Consider the following 20,019-nt stretch of genomic DNA (forward strand, 5'->3'; position numbering starts at 1 on the left):
TCTCCTTTTCATGAACTAGGGGACTGGCTTCGCAAGGCGCCGGTCCTAAGGGGACTGGCTCCGCAAGGTGCCTGTCCCCCTTGAGTCATTGAGTCATGGAAACGAGAAGGAGGAGCGATGCGGCTTACGCCAAAAAACGAGCTGGAATACCGGTACCGAAAACTGCAAAGCGAGATGGCCGGTGCAGGAATCGACGCGGTCATCATGGTCCAGAACGCGGACCTCTTTTATTTCACCGGGACCGCGCAGGCAGGGAACCTTTACGTCCCCGCCTCCGGGCGCCCCATCTACCTGGTACGCAGGGACTACCTCCGGGCCCGCATGGAAAGTGCCTTGGCCGAGGTGCTCCCTTCGTCCTCCCTCAACGATCTCCCCGGTCTTGTTTCCGACCACGGCCATAGCGCGCCGAAAAGGCTAGGTCTCGAGCTCGACGTCCTCCCGGTCAACCTCTACCTCAAATACCGCGCCCTTTACCCCGACGCCGAACTGGTCGACGCTTCCCCCCTGATACGCCGGGTGCGCATGGTGAAGTCCCACTACGAAATTCACATCATGCAGGACGCCGGCAACCAGGCGGACAAGGTGTACAAAAAGGCTGCCGAGACGATCCGCGAGGGGATCTGCGAGGTGGAACTTGCCGCCGAACTGGAGCGCTTCTCGCGCCTGGAAGGACACCAGGGGCATGTGCGCATGCGTGCCTTCAACGGCGAGGTCGGCGGAGCCCAGGTGCTCGCAGGGCCGGATGCCGCGGCGCCCGCAGCCGGCAACACCGCGCTGGGCGGTATGGGGCTTACCCCCGCCTTCGGCCACGGGGCCAGCTACAACAGGATCCGGCGCGGCGAGCCGGTAGTGGTCGATTTCGCCAGTTGCTTCGACGGCTACCTGGTCGACCAGACCAGGGTCTTCGCCATAGGCTCCGTCTCGGACCGGATGCGGCGCGGCTACCAAGACATGCTGCGCATAGAGGAACTGATGATGGAGATGGCCGAGGTGGGAACCAGTTGGGGGGGGATCTACCACGCCTGCCTCGATCTGGCCTGCGAGATGGGTTACGCGGACAACTTCATGGGGACCCCGGGAAGCCAGGTTCCTTTCATCGGCCACGGGCTCGGCATCGAGATCGACGAATACCCTTTTATCGCCCGCGGTTTTGAAAGTGAGACGCTCCAGGTGGGGATGGCGTTTGCCTTCGAACCGAAACTGGTGTTTCCCGGGGAAGGTGCGGTCGGCATCGAAAATTCGTTTTATCTCTCGGAACAGGGACTTAAGAGATTGACCTTTTCCCGGCAGGAGCTGGTACTGCTCTGACTTGAATTAAAATGTATGCAAAATAGTAAAACGGAATTTTTTGTATTGAAATTGGCCGAGGGCTTTGGTATACATTTGAAAAATCTTTGTATACAGTATACCTTCCGAGCGCATCCGGCCGAGGTCTATTTCGACGGGCACGCTGTCAGCGGGCGATTCGATCGTTTTAATTCATCCAGTGTGTACCTCAACCCCAACAGAAAAGGAGATCTGGCACATGACGCAATTAAAAGAGAAATTGTTTGAGAAGATCCAAGCCCACCGTCCCCGTATCACCCGCCTGACCAAAGAGTTCGGCTCGGTGATCATCGACAAGGTGGACATCGGTCAGTGCATCGGCGGCGCCCGCGACATCCGTTCGCTCGTTACCGACATCTCCTACCTCGACCCGCAGGAAGGGATCCGTTTCCGCGGCAAGACCATCCCCGAGACCTTCGAAGCGCTGCCGAAAGCGGCCGGCTCCGAGTACCCGACCGTCGAGTCTTTCTGGTACTTCCTTTTGACCGGCGAAGTTCCGACCGCGGCTCAGGTCTCTGCTGTCGAGGCTGAGTTCAAGACCCGTCAGGTCGTACCCGAGTACGTTTACACTGCAGTCCGCGCGCTCCCGAAAGAGAGCCACCCGATGGTCATGCTCTCCGTCGGCATCATGGCTATGCAGAAGGACTCCAAGTTCGCCGCATTCTACAGCGGCGGCAAGTTCAACAAGATGGACGCCTGGGAGTCCGTTTACGAGGACGCAAGCGACATCGTCGCCCGTATCCCGGTACTGGCCGCATTCATCTACAACCTCAAATACCGCGGCGACAAGCAGATCGCCATCGATCCGAAGCTCGACATGGGCGCAAACTTCGCCCACATGATCGGCCAGAGCGAGCAGTACAAGGACGTGGCAAGGATGTACTTCATCCTGCACTCCGACCATGAGTCCGGCAACGTCTCGGCTCACACCACCCACCTGGTGCACTCCGCTCTCTCCGACCCCTACTACGCATACTCCGCAGGCCTCAACGGCCTGGCAGGCCCGCTGCACGGCCTTGCCAACCAGGAAGTGCTCGGCTGGATCATGGAGTTCCAGAAGAAGCTCAACGGCGCAGAGCCGACCAAAGAGAACGTCACCAAGGCTCTGTGGGATACCCTCAACGCCGGCCAGGTCGTTCCGGGCTACGGCCACGCGGTTCTCAGGAAAACCGACCCGCGCTACACCGCTCAGCGCGAGTTCTGCCTCAAGACCCCGGGCCTCAAGGACGATCAGCTGTTCAAGCTGGTCGCCATGATCTTCGAGACCGCACCGGGCGTCCTCACCGAGCACGGCAAGACCAAGAACCCCTGGCCGAACGTCGACGCGCAGTCCGGCGTCATCCAGTGGTACTACGGCCTCAAGGAGTGGGACTTCTACACCGTTCTCTTCGGCGTAGGGCGCGCCCTGGGCTGCATGGCGAACATCACCTGGGACCGCGGCCTCGGCTACGCCATCGAGCGTCCGAAGTCCGTCACCACCGACATGCTCGAGAAGTGGGCTGCCGAGGGCGGCAGGAAGATGTAAGCAAGAAGCTGCAGAAACAAGAAAGGGGGCGCTCATGGCGTCCCCTTTTTTTATGCCCTATTGGTAAATAACGGCGATGCCCCTCTTTGCGGGAAAGGCGATCCCTTCAGTGCCGCTCGGCGAGGATCTCTGCGGTGAATACGTACAGGTCCGCCCCTTCTTTCCAGTCCTCTTTCTTAAGCCCCGCCTTCAGCGCGGTCTGGCCCAGGAAGGTCTCCCTGTCCCAGCCCTGTTCCACCGCCACCTGCGGCAGCAGCACGCCGCGGGAGAAGTTTTTTTCCAGGTACAAGCCATGTCTTCCCACCACGACCTCCTCGGGCGTCGCGATCTTTTGCAGCGGCGAAATGACCGATATCTCCAGCTCGAAGTCGGCCAGGTCCTCCTCCTTCATGGGGTAGAAGCGGGGGTCCCTGGTGGCCGCGGAGGCCGCCATCTCCTGCACCAGCAGGTAAAGCGGTTTCTCCGAGCTGAAATTGCCGATGCACCCCCGGAGGGCACCCAGCCTTTTGATGGTGACGAAGCACCCTTTGGTCGCCTGCAGGTGCGCCTCGGTCACCTGCCGCACGTTTACTTTGCCGGTCTCAACGGCGGCAGTGACCGCTTCCCTGGCTAGGTGCAAAAGGAGTTTCTTGTCTGCGGAGTTGAGTGTTTCGTTCACGAGCCCCCCTTAACCGGCGCCGGCTAGCGGTGCCGGAAAACTAATTTGCCTAAAATAATATATTTACCCGCCGTTTACAAGCATTAACGTTGCCTCCCTTATGCGCTGCCGAGGGCCTGCAAGGCGCCGGTGTTTCGCCTTCGGGTACCGATGGAGCGGATGTCCTGGCAGCGCGGCTTTCCGCCGTCAACGTTCCCGGTTCCTTTTCCTTTATCTTCCTCTTCGTTAGGCCCCCGTTAGTTTGGCTCCGGGAGCGGGCGTGAGCGGGGGCAAAACGACGGTAGTTCGCATGCTTTCGCTCCCTCCGGAAGGAGTAACGTCCTTTAATAATTTTTTGCGTTTCTTTCTTTTAAAAAGTATTGACTTTTGCGGGAATGCTAGTATATTCGCCCTTTGTTGTGACAAAAAAACCAGTGCGCTATGCGCAGTAATGGTAAATCTAAAAAGAAAAGAGGTGATATCGTCAATGAAAAAACTGATCTCCTTGGCACTTTGCCTGGCTCTGGCTCTGTCCTTTGCTGCTGGCTGCAAGAAGAAAGAAGAGGCTCCGGCTCCGGCTGCTGAGCAGGCTGCACCGGCTGCACCGGCTGCACCGGCACAGGCTCCGATGTCCTCCGCCACCGCTCCGGCAGCTCCGGCTGCTCCGGCCGCACCGGCTGAGCACAAGTAATTCGAAACAGGGTCTCCCTGTTTCAAGAAGCCCACAGAGTCCTCTGTGGGCTTTTTTTGTATTTGCTCCCGCCTATTTGCCTTGACAAGCGGCAGGCAGGAATGCTAGTTAAAACGGTCGTCTACTACAATGAATCCGGAGGAAGCAATGGAAAGAACATTTGCCATCATAAAGCCTGATGCAGTCGAGAGGAACGTCACCGGGAAGGTCCTGGCGATGATAGAAGAGGGTGGTTTCAAGATCGTCGGCATGAAGAAGATCCGTCTCTCCAAGTGCCAGGCGGAAGGGTTTTACTATGTGCACAAAGAGCGCCCCTTCTTCGGCGACCTCTGCGCATTCATGTCCCGCGGCCCGGTAATCGCGCTGGTGCTCGAGAAAGAGAACGCCATCGCCGACTGGCGCGGCCTGATGGGCGCCACCAACCCGGCTAACGCCGAGGCAGGCACCATCCGCAAGGCTTTGGGCGTCAGCATCGAGGAGAACACGGTGCACGGCTCCGACTCCCCGGAGTCCGCTTCCTACGAGATTCCTTACTTCTTCAACCAGCTCGAGCTGGTGTAATTCGCAACTGGTCTAGGCAGATCGAAAGCCCTTCGCTAGAAGGGCTTTTTTATATCCGAAAAAGGCGATGCAGAAAACAGACATAAAGAATTTGACCCTGCAGGGTCTCGAGTCGTACATCTCAGGGCTGGGCAAGGAGCGCTTCCGCGCCAAGCAGATCTTCAAGTGGCTCTACCAGATGGACGCCGGAAGTTTCGAGGAGATGACCAACGTCTCCAAGGAGTTCCGGGTCATGCTGGGCGAGATCGCCCAGATCAGCAACCTGACGCCCGAGGTGGTTGAGGCGTCGGAGGACGGGACCAGGAAGTACCTCTTCCGCCTGTCCGACGGCAGCGCGGTGGAGAGCGTCCTGATTCCCGACGAGGGGCGCAACACGCTTTGCATCTCGAGCCAGGTCGGCTGCGCCATGGGTTGCGCCTTCTGCCTCACCGGCAGCTTCGGGCTCTCCCGCAACCTCACCACGGCCGAAATTGTGAACCAGGTCTGCGCGGTGAAGCGCGACCAGCCGGTCAATAACATCGTCTTCATGGGGATGGGGGAGCCGCTGGCGAACCTGAAAGGGGTGATCCCGGCAGTGCAGATCCTGACCGACCCGGACGGCTTCCAGTTCTCCACCAGGAAGGTCACCGTTTCCACCTCCGGGCTCGTCCCCGAGATGGCGGAACTCGGGCGCGGCTGCACCGTGAACCTCGCCGTCTCGCTGAACGCCACCACCGACGAGGTGAGGAGCCGGATCATGCCGGTGAACCGCACTTATCCTCTGGCCCAGTTGCTCGCCGCCTGCAAGGCGTTCCCGCTTCCCTCCCGGCGCTGGATCACCATGGAGTACGTGATGATCCGGGACCTGAACGACTCGCTTGAAGACGCGAAGAGGCTGGTGCGGCTGATCAGCAACATCCCCTCCAAGGTGAACCTGATCCCGTTCAACGAGCACGAAGGGTGCGACTTCAAATGCCCCACCCAGGAGTCGATCGACCGCTTCCACAAGTATCTGTTGGACAAAAACGTCACCGTGATCACCCGTTCCAGCCGCGGCAGCGACATCTCTGCCGCCTGCGGCCAGCTCAAGGGACGGCTGGATCAGGAGGACGGCGAACGCCGCAACTGCGGCTGCGAAGGCTAGAGAGAACTGAAATAAAATCCCTGGAGGTAGAGATGGCAAACGAGGTAATCGGCGTTATCGGCGGCAGCGGGCTCTACGAGATGGAAGGGATGACCGGCGTCGCCCAGGTGACGGTCGACACCCCCTTCGGCAGGCCTAGCGACGAGTATGTGACCGGGACGCTGGACGGGGTCAGCATGGTATTCCTGCCGCGGCACGGCAAGGGTCACCGCTTCACCCCCAGCGAGGTGAACTACCGCGCCAACATCTACGGCATGAAGAAGTTGGGCGTCACCCGCATCATCTCGGTGTCGGCCGTGGGTAGCCTCAGGGAGGAGATCGTTCCGGGGCACATCGTGATACCGGACCAGTTCATCGACCGCACCCGCGGCTTCAGAAAGGACACCTTCTTCGGAAACGGCGTGGTGGGGCACGTCCAGTTCGCCGACCCGGTCTGCGCAGAGCTTTCCGATCTTTTGCACGCGGCAGCCGTCGAGGTCGACGCGGTGGTGCACCGGGGAGGTTGCTACGTCTGCATGGAAGGGCCCGCCTTCTCCACCCGCGCCGAGAGCCACCTGTACCGCTCCTTCGGGGCCTCCATCATCGGCATGACCAACCTCACCGAGGCGAAGCTCGCGCGCGAGGCGGAGATCTGCTACGGCGTCATCGCACTCTCCACCGACTACGACTGCTGGCACGACGCCCACGCGGACGTCTCGGTGGAGGCTATCATCGCCATCATCAAAAATAACGTAGCCACCGCCAAGAAGATCATCCGCCAGGCCGTGGCGAAGGTCGCGGCAGGGCGCGGCTGCGGCTGCGGCGAGGCCCTCAAATACGCCATCATCAGCGACACCTCCGTGATCCCGGTAGAGACCCGCGAGAACCTGGAGCTGATCATGGGGAAATACCTCTAAGGAACCGGCAGCCTTTGCCGATAGATGCAGAATTAAGAATAGATTTGCCGTACCTCATCCCGCAACACTTCCAGGAGGTTTCATGAGCATACTTGTCGTTGGTTCCGTCGCCCTTGATTCCGTCGAGACCCCGTTCGGCGAAAGGGAACGCGTACTCGGCGGTTCCGCCACCTACTTCTCCACCTCGGCCAGCTTTTTCACCGACGTGAACCTCGTGGCCGTGGTCGGGGAGGACTTCCCCGAGGAGCACACCAAGTTCCTCTCCTCCAGGAACATCGATCTCACCGGCCTCTCCAGGGTCCCGGGCAAGACCTTCCACTGGAAAGGGCGCTACGGCTACGACCTGAACGAGGCGCAGACTCTGGAGACGCACCTGAACGTCTTCGAGAGCTTCAAACCGGTGATACCGGCATCCTACGCCGGCGCCGAATACCTGATCCTCGCCAACATCGACCCCGAACTGCAGATGGAGGTGCTGAACCAGGTGCCCAACCCCAAAGTGGTGGCTTTGGACACCATGAACTTCTGGATCTCCTCCAAGCCTGAGGCGCTCAAGAAGGTGATCAGCCGCGTCGACTTCCTCATCATCAACGAAGGGGAGGCGCGCCAGCTTTCCGGGGAGGCGAACCTGGTGCGGGCGGCGCGTGCGATCATAGCGATGGGGGTGAAGAACCTGATCGTGAAGCGCGGGGAGTACGGCGTGCTCATGTTCAACGGGCACTCGGTGTTCGCGGCCCCCGCCTTCCCGCTGGAGGAGGTCTTCGATCCCACCGGCGCGGGCGATACCTTCGCCGGCGGCTTCATGGGGTATCTGGCCAACACCGGCGACGTCTCGGAGCAGGGGGTGCGGCAGGCCATCGTCTTCGGTTCCGTGATGGCCTCCTTCAACGTCGAGGCCTTCAGCCTAGACCGCCTGAAGACGCTCTCCTACCCCGAGATCGAGTCGCGCTACCGCAGCTTCAAGAAGATGACGCATTTCCAAGGGGTGGGGGAGCTCTGATCGGCCTCGCTTGCTGAACCCCTCCTCATTGACAACGATCTGCTAATCTGCTAATTTTCCCCGGTACCTACCGGCAGCCACCATGTGAGGCTTATGCTCCGTCCGATACCGATCATGCTGTCCTTCGTCCTGCTCTTTGCAGCGGGATGCGCCCTGAACCAGGGGGACAAGAACCGGTCCATCTATCACTACCAGATGGGGCAGTCCTTTTACGCCGAGAACAACTACACCGGCGCCCTCTTGGAGCTGAGCGAGGCCGAGAAGCTCACCCCGAGGGATCCGGACCTTTTGAACCTTCTGGGGCTTACCTACTACCGCAAGGGGCGCTACGATCTTGCCGAGGCGAAGTACCTGAAGGCGATCGACCACAAGGAGCGCTTCTCCGACGCCCGCAACAACCTGGGGGTCAACTACCTGGAGATGAAGCGCTGGGACGACGCCATCGAGCAGTTCAAGCTGGTGCAGGACGACATCTTCTACCAGGGGCAGGACGGCGTCGCCATCAACCTAGGTCTTGCCTATCTGGGCAAGGGGGAGTATCAGCAGGCCCTGACCGTGCTGCGCAACGAGGTCGGAAAAAACGGCAGCGACCCCCGCATCCGGCTCAACCTGGGCCGGGTCTATTTCGCCCTTCAAAAAAACGAACTAGCTGTCGAAGAGTACCAAAAGGCCCTGCAGCTGAACCGCTCCTATGCCTCCGCCTATTACCACCTGGGGCTGGCACAGATGAAGCTCAAAGACGCCGACGCAGCCAAGAGCGCCTTTCAGGATGTGGTCCGTTTGGCCCCGGATTCGGAAATCGGGCAGCTCTCCAGGGAGTACCTGGAACTGCTCAAGGTGAGGTAACGTGTCTGAGCCAGAGCAGAACATGGGCGCGGAGATGCCCGTCGGCCAGTACCTGAAGAGCGTGCGCGAATCGCGCGGACTCAAGCTGGAAGAGGCCTCCCAGGTAACCAAGATCGGCAAGAACTATCTGGTGGCGATCGAGGAAGGGCAGTTCGAGAAACTCCCCAATGTCGCCTACATCAAGGGATTCCTAAGGCTTTACGCAGGTTTTCTCTCCCTTTCCGGCGACGAGATGGTCGCGAGGTACGAGCGCGAGCTGGTCCCGGCAGCGAAGCCGCAGGCAGAGCCCTCTCAGCCGCACCCGGGGATGGAGAACGTGGAAAAGGCGAAGCTCGCCAACCACGGGCGCTGGCTGATACCGGCGCTGCTGCTGGTCCTGGTGGTGCTCGCCGCGCTCTTTTACTCCGACGGCGAACAACCTCCCCCTCCGCCGCGGCCGGCTCCCCCGGCGCCGGTCCCCGCACCGGTTATGGCCCCCATGACGGCGCCGGTGCAAAAGCAGATCAGTTCGGCGCGCCGGGCGCCTCTGGCCGAGCCGGCGCCCGAGAGTCCGCAGAGTGCCGCTCCAGCCGGCAAGCAGCAAGGCGTGGTCCTGAAGCTGCGTTTCAACCGCGACAGCTGGCTCAGCATCACCATCGACGACAGCATCTCCCAGCGCTACGACCTGAAGGCCGGCGACATCATCGAGTGGAAGGGACAGCGCTCTTTCTCCTTGGAACTGGGCGACGGCGGCGCCGTCGAAGGGGAATTCAACGGCAGGCCTTTGAAGGCGCTCGGGCAGGCCGGACAGCCGGCGCACGTCGATCTGAAAGCGGGACAATAAATCCACGAGCCCCCCACTGCAACTCACTCCCAGCTCTGCGTCGATCATTAAAGCGGACAAAATTCCAATGAAGACCATTTTGCGCGATAAAACTGTTTCGTTTCCCGCATCGGCACCCTCTCATCCCATGCCGGTAAATTACGTAAAAGATTCGCTCTTGGGGGAAAACCCCCGTTGACACCCCGGGGGGCGGTGCTAGAATCAAAGCTGCTTTTCTAATAAACGAATCGGAGCCTATCTTGCCAAAGCAGCCCAAGCGAATATTGGTGGTGGATGACGAGGAGAACGCGCGCATCGGTCTCTCCCGCTTGCTGGCCAAGGAAGGGTTCCTGGTTGACAGCGTTGCCAACGGTTTCGAAGCGCTTAACTACCTGCGCGAGCAGGAGGTTAACCTGATCGTTACCGACATCAACATGCCCGAGATGAACGGCATCACCTTCCTCAAGGAACTCAACCGGAGCTACCCCTCCAGCAACGTGATCATGATCACCGCTTACGGCGGTGTCGAGTCTTATATCGAAGCCATGAACCTCGGGGCTTTCGAATATATCAACAAGCCGGTGAAGATAGACGAGCTGAAGTCGATCCTGAAGAAGATCTTCAAGGAAACCAGCCACTGACTCTGAACACCGGTTCGCAGGGGGGCGAGATGAGAAGCTTCGACAAGATTCTGTTTGCCACCGATTTTTCCGAGAGCTCGGACCATGCCTTCGAGTACGCGCTCACCATGGCCAAGCAGTTCGACAGCCAGCTCACCATACTGCACGTCATCAACGAGCCTGTAGACCTGCGCGGCTTCTACGTGCCGCACATCTCCTTCGAGAACCTGGAAAAGGAGATCGAAGAAGGTGCCGAGAAGATGATGGGCAAGTTCTGCGCCAGCCGTCTTTCAGGCTTCACCAACTACCAGTGCGCCATCGTCACCGGCGTCCCCTGGGAGGAGATCCTGAAGCGGGCCGAAAACGACCATTCCTCCTGCATCGTCATGGGCACCCAGGGGAGAAGCGGGATAGACCACCTTTTGTTCGGCAGCACCGCTGAACGCGTGGTGAGAAAGGCGCTTTGCCCGGTGGTAACCGTCCGGCTCGCCTGACTCCGGCGCCATAAGACTTCTGCGGGGCAGCGTTTTGCTGCCCCTTTTTTTTGATGCACCAAAATCACTACAGAACAGGAAAACCCGTCATGTCCCAACAGGATAAAGAGCCGCGCGGCCGCGTGCTGATAGTCGACGACGAGAAGGTCATCCTCGACCTTACCGCCATCATCCTCAAAAACCGCGGCTACCAGGTCTTCACCGCACTTTCGGCGCTGGAGGGGCTGGAGGTCATCGAGAAGGAACGCCCCGAGCTCGTGCTTCTCGATTACATGATGCCGAACATGGACGGCCTCACCGCGCTCAAGGAGATCAGGCGCAGCTACCCCGATACCTACGTGATCATGTTCACCGGCAAGGGGAGCGAGGAGATCGCCGTCGAGCTGATGAAGGCGGGGGCCTCCGACTACATACTGAAGCCGTTCAACAACCAGGACCTGGTCGAGAGGATCGAGAGCGTCCTGAAGCTGCGGGGGATCGAGCTGCAAAACCGCGCCCTTTTGAGCGAGCGGGAAAGGCTTCTGGCCGAGATCGCGGACTGGAACCGCGAGCTGGAGCGCCGGGTGCAGGAAAAGAGCGAGGCGCTGCGCCGGGCCCAGGCAGAAGTGGTGCAGTCCGAGAAGCTCGCTTCCCTTGGCTACCTCTCCGCCGGGATGGCGCACGAGATCAGGAACCCCTTGAACTCCATAGCGCTTTTCGTGCAGCTGATCAAAACCGGGCTGGACGAGCACGAGCGCCTGGATTACGTGGAAAAGATCCTCAAAGAAGTCGACCGGATCGACAACATCCTGGCCAAGCTACTCGACGCCTCCAAGCGGCCGAAGTTCGAGATCAGCGAGGTGAGGGTGGACCGGGTCCTGGAGCACACGCTCGACGCCTTCACCCCGCAGCTGCGGCAGAAAAGGATCCGGGCGGTCACCGATTTCAAGAGCATCCCGCCTGCCATCAAGGCGGACCCGATGGAGATAGAGCAGATCTTCACCAACCTCTTTTTGAACTCCATCTACGTGATGCCTGAGGAGGGGACCCTCGCGGTGGAGCTGGAAGGGGACGAGCAGTGGATCACTGTGAGGGTCTCCGATACCGGCCCCGGCATCCCGCCTGAAAACCTCCCCAACATCTTCGACCCCTTCTTCACCACCAACAGCCGCGGCACCGGGCTTGGGCTCTCGGTGGTCCTGCGCATCGTGAAGACCTACAAGGGGAAGATCGAAGTGGAGAAAAGCGACAGCTTAGGGACCACCTTTCTGGTCCGTCTGCCGCTTGCCCCCCCGAGGTAGCGGGGGAGGATTCTCCCTTCCCTTTTGCAATACATTTTTGTATGATGGCGCATTCCATCGCGCTTTGAGGTTGAAATGACAGCAGAAAACCGGAAAAAGATCCTCCTGGTGGACGACGACAAGTTCTTTCAAAAGGTGATGTCGGACGCCTTCGAGAGCGCCGGCTTCACGGTGGCCACCGCCGGCGACGGCCAGGCGGGGGTGGAGGCTTACGCCCAAGACCGGTTCGACGCCGTCGTTTTGGACCTCGTCATGCCCAGGATGGGGGGGGTAAGCGCCTCCCTCGAGATCGCCAGGCTGTCGGAAGATCCGGATCCCGTCCTCATCCTCTTGACCTCCATGTTCCAGGGCGCCCCGCACGAACACCCGATTCCGGAGATGGGCGCCAAGGTGCACATCCCTAAATCCACCCCACCGCTGGACATCGTCATCATCGTCGAGCAGCTCCTGGAAAGAAAGAGGCGCGGCTCCAGCGCCGCCTGACGGAAACCCCATGCCATTTCTGCTACGAAACCTCACCCTCTCCCCCGGAGAGGAGGAGCGCCTATTGCGCCCTCTGGCCGCGGCGAAGCTGGGCGTGCCCGAGAGCGCCGTCACCTCCTTGTCGCTGGTTAGAAAAGGGGTCGACGCCCGCAAGAAGGGGAAGATCAAGCTGGTCTACACGGTGCAGGTGACCGTTAAGGACGAGTCGCGGGTCAAGGAGGGGGGGGACGTCTCCCGAGTGGAGCCGGCCGCAAGGGAAGAGTTCCCGAAGCTCGCCTCGAAGGAGCGCATCGTCATCGTCGGCATGGGGCCGGCCGGCCTCTTCGCGGCGCTTAGGCTCGCCGAATACGGGCTTTCCGCCCTGGTCCTCGAGCGCGGACGGGAGGTGGAGAAAAGAGCCGCCGACGTTTCCCGCTTCTGGCGCGCGGGGGAGCTCCTCCCCGAGAGCAACGTGCAGTTCGGCGAGGGGGGGGCGGGGACCTTTTCGGACGGCAAGCTCACCACGCGGGTGAAGGACGAGAACTGCGGCTGGGTGCTGAGGCAGCTCGTCCATTTCGGAGCGCCGCCGGAGATCCTCTACGCTGCGAAGCCGCACATAGGTACGGACCGGCTGCGCGCCGTGGTGAAGGGGATCAGGGAGAGGCTGATCCAGGCCGGTTTCGAGATCCGCTTCGAGAGCAGGGTGAGCGGGATCGGGCTTTCCGGCAACCGGGTGAGCGCGGTGATGGTGAACGAGACCTCGGAGCACCCCTGCGACACGCTGCTGCTGGCGCCGGGCCACAGCGCGCGCGACACCTACGCCATGCTGCACCGGGCCGGGGTGGCGCTGGAGGCAAAGCCGTTCGCGGTGGGGCTTAGGGTAGAGCACCCGCAGGCCCTGATCGACGAGATCCAGTACGGCAGGAACCCGCATCCCCAGCTCCCGCCGGCCGAGTATGCGCAGGCCTACAACAACGAGAAGACCGGGCGCTCCGCCTACTCCTTCTGCATGTGCCCGGGAGGGGTGGTGGTCGCAGCCGCCTCCGAGGCGGGCGGGGTCGTGGTGAACGGGATGAGCGGCTACCGCCGCAACGGCCCCGGCGCCAACAGCGCGCTCGTTGTCACCGTGGGCCCGGCAGATTTCCCCGGCGCCTCCCCGCTTTCCGGGATCGAGTTCCAGCGCGACCTGGAGCGGCGCGCCTTCGCGGCCGGGGGAGGGGGGTACCTGGCGCCGGCGCAGAGCCTTATGGCCTTTCTGGGCGAGGGGAAGGGGAGGGTCGCTTCCAGCTATCGTCCGGGCGTCGTCGAATGCGAGCTGACGCCGCTTCTCCCTCCTGCCGTCGCCGCGACGCTCAAGGAGGGGATTCGCCACTTCGACCGGAAGATGCGCGGCTTCATGAGCGCCGAGGCTACCTTGACCGCGGTCGAGACCAGGACCTCGGCCCCCTTGCGCATCCTGCGGGCTCCCGACCTGCAGTCGGTCTCCCATCCGGGACTCTACCCCACAGGCGAGGGAGCGGGTTACGCCGGCGGTATCATGAGCGCCGCCCTCGACGGGATCCGCGTGGCCGACGCCATCGCGGCGAGGCTTCGCGCCGAGAGCCAAAAGCCTTAGCAGTAGCACCAACCGGTTTCAAGCCTACAAGGAGCTTCATGTGAAAAAGAAATGCGTTGCCGAGATAAAGGACCGCGACCTCGTGGAAGCGGTCTTCCTGGTCAAGGAGAAGATCGTGGCCATGGCCAAGAACGGCAAGCCGTACCTCACCCTGAAGCTTATGGACAAAAGCGGCGAGGTCGACGCCAAGGTCTGGGACAACGCGGACCAGGTGGGGGCGCTTTTCGATCGCAACGACTTCCTGGAGGTGCGCGCCAAGGCGAGCGTCTACCTGGGGAAGATGCAGCTGATCGTCTCGGAGCTGAAGAAGGTTCCCGATGACTCGGTGGATCTGGCGGATTTTCTTCCCGAAACCGACCGGGACATCGAGGCGATGGTCGAGGAGCTGCACGCCCTCGTCGCCGGCGTGAAGGACCCTGACCTAGCCAGGCTTTTGTCCTCCTTCTTCCACGACCCTGAGCTTTTGGCCCAGTACAGCGTCGCCCCCGCGGCCAAGGGGATGCACCACGTCTATCTCGGGGGGCTTTTGGAGCACTCGCTTGCCGTGGCGAAGCTGGTAGACGCCATGGTCCCGCTCTACCCGGGGCTGAACCGGGACCTCCTCGTCGCCGGGGCGCTTTTGCACGACGTGGGTAAGGTGCGGGAGATGACCTACCTGCGCTGCTTCGACTACTCGGACGAGGGGAAGCTGATCGGCCACATCACCATCGGGGCCGAGATGCTGCACGAGCGGATCACGGCGCTGCCGGGGTTTCCGGCCGAGCTCGCCATGCTCTTGAAGCACATGATCCTGTCGCATCACGGCCAGTACGAGTACGGCTCCCCGAAGCGCCCGAAGACGCTGGAGGCGACCATCCTGAACTACCTGGACGATCTCGACTCCAAGATCAACGGCATCCGGACCCACATCCGCAAGGAACCCGACAACCCCTCGCGCTGGACCTCGTACCACCGCCTCTACGACCGCTACTTCTTCAAGGAGAACTGCCTGCCGGAGGAGGAGCTGGAACTCTCCCCGGCGGCAGGCCTGGAGCCGTCCGAGCTGATGCCGCAGACGGTGGAGGCGCCGGTGCCGGTACCGTCCCCCTCTAGCGCGCCGGAGCAGGGAGCGCCGCGCCGGGAGCGCCAGGAGGCCCCCCGCGCTGGCCAGGAGCGCAAGAGCTTCAGCAACAACCCTTTCGCCGCGCTGAAAAACGGCAAGGAATAAGCATCCGCTGAGTTTGAAGCGGGTTCGGGGCGCAGCCAAAAAGCCCCGGCCGCGCAAGGAGGAAATGCCATGTTATTCGAGACCATAGTGGTTGGCGCCCTCGGGGTCAACTGCTTCATACTGGGAGACAAGCAGAGTAACGAAGGGGTGGTGGTGGACCCGGGTGCAGACTTCGAGCTGATCGCCGACGCCATCGCGCGCTTCGGGATCAAGGTCAAGTACATCATCAACACCCACGGCCACTTCGACCACGTCGGCTGCAACCGTAGCGTCCAAGAGAAGACCGGCGCGGAGCTTTTGATCCACCAGGGGGACCAAACGCTTCTGGAACTGGCCGCCAAAAGCGCGCAGAAGTACGGGCTTAAGGCCGAGGCCTCTCCTGCCCCGACACGGTTTCTTGAGGACGGCATGAAGCTCGAATTCGGCAAGCGCACCATCGAGGTGCTGCACACGCCCGGGCACACCCAGGGGGGGTGCTGCCTCCTTCTCGCCCACGAGAAGCTGGTGATCACCGGCGACACCCTTTTCGCCGACTCTGTCGGGCGCACCGACCTCCCCGGCGGGTCGCACGAGCAGCTGATGGCCTCGATCAAGGCGAAGTTGATGCCGCTTCCCGACGACACCACCGTCTGGCCCGGACACGGCCCCTCCAGCACCATCGGCCGCGAGAGGCGCAGCAATCCCTACATCAACGAATAGGAGGAGGCGATGCTGAAAGGGAAGGAGATCGTTCTCGGGGTAACCGGCGGGATTGCGGTGTACAAGGCCGTCGAACTTTTGCGCCTTTTGGTCAAGGCGGGTGCGACGGTACACGTGGTTATGACGCAGGCCGCGAAACAGTTCGTCACGCCGCTCACCTTCCAGACCCTTTCGGGTAACCCCGTGCACAGCGAGCTCTTCAACCTGATCTCGGAGCAGGAGATAGGGCACATATCGCTCGCGGAAAGGGCCGACCTCTTCATCGTCGCCCCCGCCACGGCCAACTGCATCGGGAAACTCGCCTGCGGCATCGCCGACGACCTGCTGACCACTACCGTCATGGCCACCAAGGCGCCGGTCCTGATCGCCCCGGCCATGAACGTCAACATGTACCAGAACCCCATTTACCGCGAGAACGAAGAGCGCCTGAAAAAGCACGGCTACCTCTTCGTGGCGCCGGTCTGCGGCATGCTCGCCTGCGGCTATGAGGGGGAGGGGAAACTTCAGGCCCCCGAAGTGATCCTAGCCGAGGCGGTGGCGGCGCTCACCCCCAAAAGGCTTGCGGGGGAGCGGATCCTGGTGACGGCGGGGCCGACCCTGGAAGAGATCGATCCGGTGCGCTTCATCAGCAACCACTCCTCGGGGAAGATGGGGTACGCCATAGCGAGGCAGGCGCAGCTAAAGGGAGCGGAGGTCACCCTGGTGACCGGGCCCACGGCGCTCGCAGCGCCGCACGGTGTGAAGGTGATCCGGGTGCAGAGCGCTGCCGAGATGCGGGACGCCGTCATGGGGCTTCTGGAGCGGACCGACATCGTGATCAAGGCGGCGGCGGTGGCGGACTACCGCCCGAAGTCCCGCAGCGGCGAGAAGATGAAGAAGAGCGCGGCTGCCCTTTCCATTGAACTGGAGAAAAACCCGGACATCCTGGCCGAGATAGGGGGGATGAAAGGGGAAAGGCTCCTGGTCGGATTCGCGGCAGAAACCCAGGAACTGGTGAAAAACGCCACCGCGAAGCTGAACGCGAAGAACCTGGACCTCGTGGTCGCGAACGACGTCTCCCAGGAGGGGGCCGGCTTCAACGTCGACACCAACATCGCGAAGCTCTTGTACCGGGACGGCCGGGTGGAGGCGCTTCCCATGATGGGGAAAGAGGAGCTGGCGGGGGAGATACTGGAGCGCGTGGAACTGCTGCGCGGAGAGGGAGCCGGCAAGGCGGAAAAGCCGGGGAGCCCGTCAGCCCGATAGGATCTCCAAGAGGAGCTCGGGGCGGCAGATCGCCTGCTTCAGCTTCGGCTTCAGCTCCTCCAGTTCGTCTAAGGCCTGGGGCTTGGTGATCTTTCCGGTCCGGTACAAAAGGCGCAGGTTCTTCCTGACCGCTTCGGCTGCGGCGAGGGCGCGCTCGCCGGTCGGGTCGGCAAAGTAGTAGCGGGACTCTTCGTCGTTGTTGAGGAAGTCGAAGACCGCTTCCTGGGCGAGCTGCATGTACTCCTCCCGGTCATCCTCCTCCAGGACGTAGCGGGAGGTTTCCGAAAGGGTCTGCAAGAGCCCTTGCCATTTCTCCAGGCGGCTCACCAGCAGGATCGAGTTGAAGATCCTCTTGTTGGTGCCGAAGGAGAAGATGGTGTCGGAAAGGACCTTGCGCAAAAGCGCGTCGTTGGAGCTGAAATGTTCCAGGGACACCTTCTTCGCCGTCTCCCAGATCTCCTTTTCCACGAAGTTTTCGAAGCGCATCTCCCAGTAGGCGTGCTTCAAGGTGAGGGAGGAGAAGCTCCTCATCACCTTGTAGGGGACGTAGTAGTTGTGGGCGATGCAGTCCGCGGCGAGATGGCTCAGGTAGCCGTAGGCGCAGGCCTTTTGCGCGTCGTCCCCCGCCTTGTCCAGCACGCGGTGGCCGATGCGCCAGCGGTGGCAGTGCTGCAGGTAGTGGGTGAACTTCTTGCCGAGCGTGATGTCGGCCGCGATAGTGCCGTAGAGAAAGTCGTAGGGATGGGCGCCGATAACGGCCGCTACGGCGGGCTTGAGCGCGTCCAGGTTGGCGAGGACGTTCATGCCGAGCTGGAGATGGATGCCGGCGCCCCAGGCGTAGGCCTGCTCCGGCACCGCTATGACCAGGAAGAGGGTTGCTGCAGCTAGTATCAACATGTGGTCGAGCATAGTTAATGAGCTTGAAAAAGTAAAGGGGTTTGGGATGGTCGAGATGGACGAGCGGGAAACCGTGCTAGGCTCGCTGAAAGGGTACCTGGCGGAGCTTTTGGAGAGCGGCGTGGACGAGCTCACCTTTGGGGAGCCGGTTGCCGGAGAGCGGGAGAAGCGTGCCGCGGTCCAGGCACCGACCGCGCCCGCAGAGGCATTCCCGCAGGCGCCCGCCCCCTCTGCCGCGCCGGAGCCGGCGGCCCCGGTTCGTGCGGAGGCGAGCTACCGGCCGGCCGCGCCGGAAGATTCATTGCGAGTGGAAGGGGATCCGCGGGCCCGGCTGCTCTTCGTCATGCACGGATCGGGATTCGCCGGGGAGGCGGGGGAGCTTCTGGAGAAGATCGTCGTCGCCATGGGATTGGGCAAGGAGCAGGTTGGCCTTTTAAGCTTTGACAGCGGTGAGGCTTCCCGCGCCGCCGTCGCCGGCCGGATCGCCGCGCTCGCTCCCGAGGTGGTGGTGAGCATGGGGGAGGAGGCGACCGCCCTGCTGCTCCAAAGCGAGGCCCCCCTGCAGCGGCTGCGGGGCAGGTTCCACGATCTGTCCGGGATAGCGCTCATGCCGACCCACCATCCCGAGGCGATGCTGGAGAACCAGGGGCTCAAACGGGACGCCTGGAACGACATGCAGCAGGTGATGGGGCGCCTGGGGCAGGGGCGCTAGCGCGGAGCGGTGCAGGTCTTGAGTCTGCCGTTCTCGAAGAGCACGATCGGCTGCAGGTCGACGCAGATCTTGCCGTCCACCTCGACCCGGGTGGCGAGGACGCACCCTTCCAGTTTGCCGGAGGTATAGAAGCTGATAGTGCTGTACTCGTTGCAGGCCAGCCCCTCGTAGTAGAAGAAGTCCCTGGTGATGCAGCTCTTCAAGGTCCCCAGTTCGTAGAACTCAGCCTCAGCGTACATGTTGCATCTCACGCCGCTTAACAGGGTGATGTCTTTGAGCGGACAGGACTTCAACTCGCCGTTGGGGTAATAGATCACGGTCCCGCCCGGATTGCAGATGGATGCGTCGACCCCGAGAGCTTTCCCGCTCCCGATTGTCAGAAGCAGACTTAATGCGAGCAGTATGAGCTTCATGATCCCTCCCCGCTGCACTGGTTGATGGCTGCAAACACCCGCCAAGTATAGTGTCAAAATGAACCCTTTCAAATTTTCGTACTCTCCAGCCTGTCTTGACACACAATTTGCGTTGGATATTCTTAATGCGCTTTCCGGCAGCTATATCCTCTAACAAAAGGAGATGGTTATGGCAAAGTTTCGGCGCATCGTATTTCTCATCCTCTGTGCCTGCATGGCAGCCTCTGTCACCACCGGTTGCAGGACCACACCCAAGCATGACAGCGCGGGCGAGTTCGTCGACGACTCGATGATCACGACGCGCGTGAAAGCGGCCATCTTCGACGAGATGGCGCTGAAGACCTTCCAGATCAACGTCACCACCTTTCAGGGGGTGGTGCAGTTGAGCGGCTTTGTGGACTCCGCCGACAACGCCAAGCGGGCAGGCGAGATCGCCCGCGGCGTCAAAGGGGTAAAAGAGGTGAGAAACGACCTGATCGCCAAGTGACGCATTACTTTCATACCCACAAAAAAACCCGCTGCGGCGGGTTTTTCATTTCCGGGAAAAGCCCCCTCCCTTTGGGGAGGGGGGCTCAGCATCGTTAGTGGTGCGACTTGCTGTGGGACTTGCTCTGCCCCGCCTGGCTGCCTGGTTGTTGCTGCTTGCTGCTCGATTTGGATGAGCCCTCCTCGGACCCTTTCCCGCCGAACGCTTTCATGACGTCGGCCATGTTGCCGTATTCCCGGTCTTCCATTTTCTGGATTTCGTCGATGACGACTTTCTCGGCTTTCATATGCTGGGCGTGTTTTACCAGATCCTTTTTATCTGCCGGGAAGTCTATGCCTTTGAGATTTTTCGTCACATTTGCCGGTGAGTGACCAGTACCACGCGTTGCCATAACTCCTCCTTTTAAGCCACTTTTAACAACCTTGTTACAAGTCGATTATATTGAGTTGGTTTTTTTTAATCAACGCAAAAAGCCTCTGAT

The 20,019-nt window shown here is 61.2% G+C and carries 23 protein-coding genes; 19 read left to right on the forward strand and 4 right to left on the reverse strand.

The features are described from left to right. Window positions 1-117: 117 nt before the first annotated feature. Window positions 118-1,308, forward strand: coding sequence for a M24 family metallopeptidase (locus tag GBEM_RS08295; RefSeq protein WP_012530085.1), 1,191 nt, complete (start codon window positions 118-120; stop codon window positions 1,306-1,308). 217 nt (window positions 1,309-1,525) lie between these two features. Then, the gene (locus GBEM_RS08300; protein ID WP_012530086.1) at window positions 1,526-2,851 is read left to right on the forward strand and encodes a citrate (Si)-synthase; all 1,326 of its coding nucleotides are present in this window, start codon (window positions 1,526-1,528) and stop codon (window positions 2,849-2,851) included. Window positions 2,852-2,957: 106 nt separating this feature from the next. Here GBEM_RS08300 and amrA read toward each other — a convergent pair whose 3' ends face one another. After that, window positions 2,958-3,509, reverse strand: a complete 552-nt coding sequence (gene amrA, locus GBEM_RS08305; protein WP_012530087.1) for an AmmeMemoRadiSam system protein A — start codon at window positions 3,507-3,509, stop codon at window positions 2,958-2,960. A 466-nt stretch (window positions 3,510-3,975) separates the two neighbouring features. Here amrA and GBEM_RS08310 point away from each other — a divergent pair, with 466 nt between their 5' ends. The 15 genes from GBEM_RS08310 to coaBC all read left to right on the forward strand — a co-directional run bounded on the left by GBEM_RS08310 (window position 3,976) and on the right by coaBC (window position 17,029). Continuing rightward, the gene (locus GBEM_RS08310) at window positions 3,976-4,179 is read left to right on the forward strand and encodes a hypothetical protein (RefSeq protein ID WP_012530088.1); all 204 of its coding nucleotides are present in this window, start codon (window positions 3,976-3,978) and stop codon (window positions 4,177-4,179) included. A gap of 147 nt (window positions 4,180-4,326) precedes the next feature. Then, a complete protein-coding gene (ndk, locus tag GBEM_RS08315; protein WP_012530089.1) occupies window positions 4,327-4,740 on the forward strand; it encodes a nucleoside-diphosphate kinase in 414 nt (137 codons plus the stop codon). A 67-nt stretch (window positions 4,741-4,807) separates the two neighbouring features. Then, the gene (rlmN, locus tag GBEM_RS08320; RefSeq protein ID WP_012530090.1) at window positions 4,808-5,863 is read left to right on the forward strand and encodes a 23S rRNA (adenine(2503)-C(2))-methyltransferase RlmN; all 1,056 of its coding nucleotides are present in this window, start codon (window positions 4,808-4,810) and stop codon (window positions 5,861-5,863) included. A 32-nt stretch (window positions 5,864-5,895) separates the two neighbouring features. Continuing rightward, the gene (gene mtnP / locus GBEM_RS08325; protein WP_012530091.1) at window positions 5,896-6,759 is read left to right on the forward strand and encodes an S-methyl-5'-thioadenosine phosphorylase; all 864 of its coding nucleotides are present in this window, start codon (window positions 5,896-5,898) and stop codon (window positions 6,757-6,759) included. An 82-nt stretch (window positions 6,760-6,841) separates the two neighbouring features. Further along, a complete protein-coding gene (locus GBEM_RS08330) occupies window positions 6,842-7,759 on the forward strand; it encodes a PfkB family carbohydrate kinase (RefSeq protein ID WP_012530092.1) in 918 nt (305 codons plus the stop codon). Window positions 7,760-7,852: 93 nt separating this feature from the next. Continuing rightward, window positions 7,853-8,605, forward strand: coding sequence for a tetratricopeptide repeat protein (locus tag GBEM_RS08335; protein ID WP_012530093.1), 753 nt, complete (start codon window positions 7,853-7,855; stop codon window positions 8,603-8,605). 1 nt (window position 8,606) lies between these two features. After that, window positions 8,607-9,428 carry a helix-turn-helix domain-containing protein gene (locus GBEM_RS08340; RefSeq protein WP_012530094.1) on the forward strand — a complete coding sequence of 274 codons (822 nt, stop codon included), beginning with the start codon at window positions 8,607-8,609 and terminating at the stop codon, window positions 9,426-9,428. Between the two features lie 239 nt (window positions 9,429-9,667). Continuing rightward, entirely contained in the window at window positions 9,668-10,048 is a 381-nt protein-coding gene (locus tag GBEM_RS08345; RefSeq protein WP_012530095.1) for a response regulator, read from the forward strand. Window positions 10,049-10,077: 29 nt separating this feature from the next. Further along, entirely contained in the window at window positions 10,078-10,521 is a 444-nt protein-coding gene (locus GBEM_RS08350) for a universal stress protein (RefSeq protein WP_012530096.1), read from the forward strand. Window positions 10,522-10,610: 89 nt separating this feature from the next. Continuing rightward, entirely contained in the window at window positions 10,611-11,801 is a 1,191-nt protein-coding gene (locus tag GBEM_RS08355) for a response regulator (protein ID WP_012530097.1), read from the forward strand. Between the two features lie 75 nt (window positions 11,802-11,876). Then, the gene (locus tag GBEM_RS08360; RefSeq protein ID WP_012530098.1) at window positions 11,877-12,284 is read left to right on the forward strand and encodes a response regulator; all 408 of its coding nucleotides are present in this window, start codon (window positions 11,877-11,879) and stop codon (window positions 12,282-12,284) included. Window positions 12,285-12,294: 10 nt separating this feature from the next. Continuing rightward, window positions 12,295-13,878, forward strand: coding sequence for an NAD(P)/FAD-dependent oxidoreductase (locus GBEM_RS08365; RefSeq protein ID WP_012530099.1), 1,584 nt, complete (start codon window positions 12,295-12,297; stop codon window positions 13,876-13,878). A 40-nt stretch (window positions 13,879-13,918) separates the two neighbouring features. Next, the gene (locus tag GBEM_RS08370; RefSeq protein ID WP_012530100.1) at window positions 13,919-15,085 is read left to right on the forward strand and encodes a 3'-5' exoribonuclease YhaM family protein; all 1,167 of its coding nucleotides are present in this window, start codon (window positions 13,919-13,921) and stop codon (window positions 15,083-15,085) included. A gap of 69 nt (window positions 15,086-15,154) precedes the next feature. Continuing rightward, complete coding sequence (locus tag GBEM_RS08375) at window positions 15,155-15,784, forward strand: MBL fold metallo-hydrolase (protein WP_012530101.1); 630 nt, start codon at window positions 15,155-15,157, stop codon at window positions 15,782-15,784. 9 nt (window positions 15,785-15,793) lie between these two features. Beyond that, on the forward strand, window positions 15,794-17,029 hold the full coding sequence (coaBC, locus tag GBEM_RS08380) for a bifunctional phosphopantothenoylcysteine decarboxylase/phosphopantothenate--cysteine ligase CoaBC (RefSeq protein WP_012530102.1): 1,236 nt from the start codon (window positions 15,794-15,796) through the stop codon (window positions 17,027-17,029). Here the strand turns inward: coaBC and GBEM_RS08385 are convergent. Next, window positions 17,018-17,938 carry a zinc dependent phospholipase C family protein gene (locus GBEM_RS08385; protein ID WP_012530103.1) on the reverse strand — a complete coding sequence of 307 codons (921 nt, stop codon included), beginning with the start codon at window positions 17,936-17,938 and terminating at the stop codon, window positions 17,018-17,020. The genes coaBC and GBEM_RS08385 overlap by 12 nt on opposite strands. A 34-nt stretch (window positions 17,939-17,972) precedes the next feature. On the opposite strand from GBEM_RS08385, the gene GBEM_RS08390 reads away from it, so the two are divergent. Then, on the forward strand, window positions 17,973-18,638 hold the full coding sequence (locus GBEM_RS08390) for a uracil-DNA glycosylase family protein (protein ID WP_012530104.1): 666 nt from the start codon (window positions 17,973-17,975) through the stop codon (window positions 18,636-18,638). Here the strand turns inward: GBEM_RS08390 and GBEM_RS08395 are convergent. Continuing rightward, window positions 18,635-19,051, reverse strand: coding sequence for a hypothetical protein (locus GBEM_RS08395; protein WP_012530105.1), 417 nt, complete (start codon window positions 19,049-19,051; stop codon window positions 18,635-18,637). The genes GBEM_RS08390 and GBEM_RS08395 overlap by 4 nt on opposite strands. A 169-nt stretch (window positions 19,052-19,220) precedes the next feature. Here GBEM_RS08395 and GBEM_RS08400 point away from each other — a divergent pair, with 169 nt between their 5' ends. Beyond that, window positions 19,221-19,538: a BON domain-containing protein gene (locus GBEM_RS08400; protein ID WP_012530106.1), complete on the forward strand. Its 318-nt coding sequence runs from the start codon at window positions 19,221-19,223 to the stop codon at window positions 19,536-19,538. Between the two features lie 94 nt (window positions 19,539-19,632). Here GBEM_RS08400 and GBEM_RS08405 read toward each other — a convergent pair whose 3' ends face one another. Then, the gene (locus GBEM_RS08405; RefSeq protein WP_012530107.1) at window positions 19,633-19,929 is read right to left on the reverse strand and encodes a DUF2795 domain-containing protein; all 297 of its coding nucleotides are present in this window, start codon (window positions 19,927-19,929) and stop codon (window positions 19,633-19,635) included. Window positions 19,930-20,019 lie beyond the last annotated feature (90 nt).

Origin of the sequence: Citrifermentans bemidjiense Bem, from assembly GCF_000020725.1 — a bacterium.
GTDB lineage: Bacteria > Desulfobacterota > Desulfuromonadia > Geobacterales > Geobacteraceae > Geomonas > Geomonas bemidjiensis.